This window comes from Zooshikella harenae (assembly GCF_018837975.1).
Lineage (GTDB): Bacteria > Pseudomonadota > Gammaproteobacteria > Pseudomonadales > Zooshikellaceae > Zooshikella > Zooshikella harenae.
Window position 1 is genome coordinate 1 of record NZ_JAGSOY010000276.1, and the last position, 1,037, is coordinate 1,037.

Annotated in this window: 1 protein-coding gene; it reads right to left on the bottom strand. The window is 44.9% G+C overall.

The genetic code is table 11. The annotated features are described in order from the left end of the window. Window positions 1-1,037, bottom strand: a 1,037-nt coding sequence (locus tag KCG35_RS25605) for a glycoside hydrolase family 18 protein (RefSeq protein ID WP_215822680.1), incomplete at both ends; no start/stop codon positions are given.

Consider the following 1,037-nt stretch of genomic DNA (forward strand, 5'->3'; position numbering starts at 1 on the left):
GGTTTGGGATTATCCCCTGGCTTATTGCCCAGCCCGTCATGAATAGCCTTGAGAATATCACCGTTGTCAGCATCAATTTCCCAAGAGAAAACACCCGCTAAACTATTTGCCGTTACATATTGGGCTTTAGCTTTGACCGAACGAGGGTTATCGTAGGTAATGAGTTCGCCTTTGGTGGCATTCCATAAATAGGGGGCTTGTGCCGTATCATCATAAAAATACTTAAAGCCATTGGTGCCCTGACCATTGCTACCGCCTAAGTACTTAGACACGATGTGTTTATAATCAATAACGCCAGGCTGCCAGGAACCTTTTATGGGTTTACCATGGGAGCCTTCCCAGGGGTTATTTTCCTGGCCGTCTTTAATACTTGTCCAACCACGGCCATACATAGCAGCACCTAGCACCAGTTTATTACCAGGTAAGCCGGCTTGCGTCAGGTTTTGTACAGCATCATGCGCATTAAATTCAGGAATTTTTTCATGAGAAGCCGCATATAAACCGGAATGGTGACCAAGCGTACTGTCCCAGGCTCCATAGAAGTCATAGGTCATGGCAAAAATGTAATCAACATAACTGCTGACTTCGGCGTAATTAATATTGTCGATTTTTTCAGGACCAGCGCTGGTGGCTGCCGTGAGCTGGTATTTTTTTCCCGTTTCTTGGCTTAAAGCATCCAACGCTTGTCGTAAATCACGCATTAACGCCGTAAAAGCGGCTTTATCTTCGGGTGAGCCTAATTTTGAATTGGCACCCGGTACGCCAGGAAATTCCCAGTCAATGTCTAAACCATCAAAGAACGGATACTGTTTTAGAAACTCAACGGCAGACTTAACAAATGTGGCACGTTTTTGCGTGTCTTTTGCTAAATAGTAAAAGGGGTCAGAGAGTGTCCAACCGCCTATAGACGGTAGCACGGTAAGATGAGGATTCGCTTTTTTCAGTTTGATTAACTGCCCAAAATTTCCGCGAATAGGGTCATCCCATTTATCACCAGGATAACTTTTTTCCAATGCGGCGAAGCGGTCATGAATTGT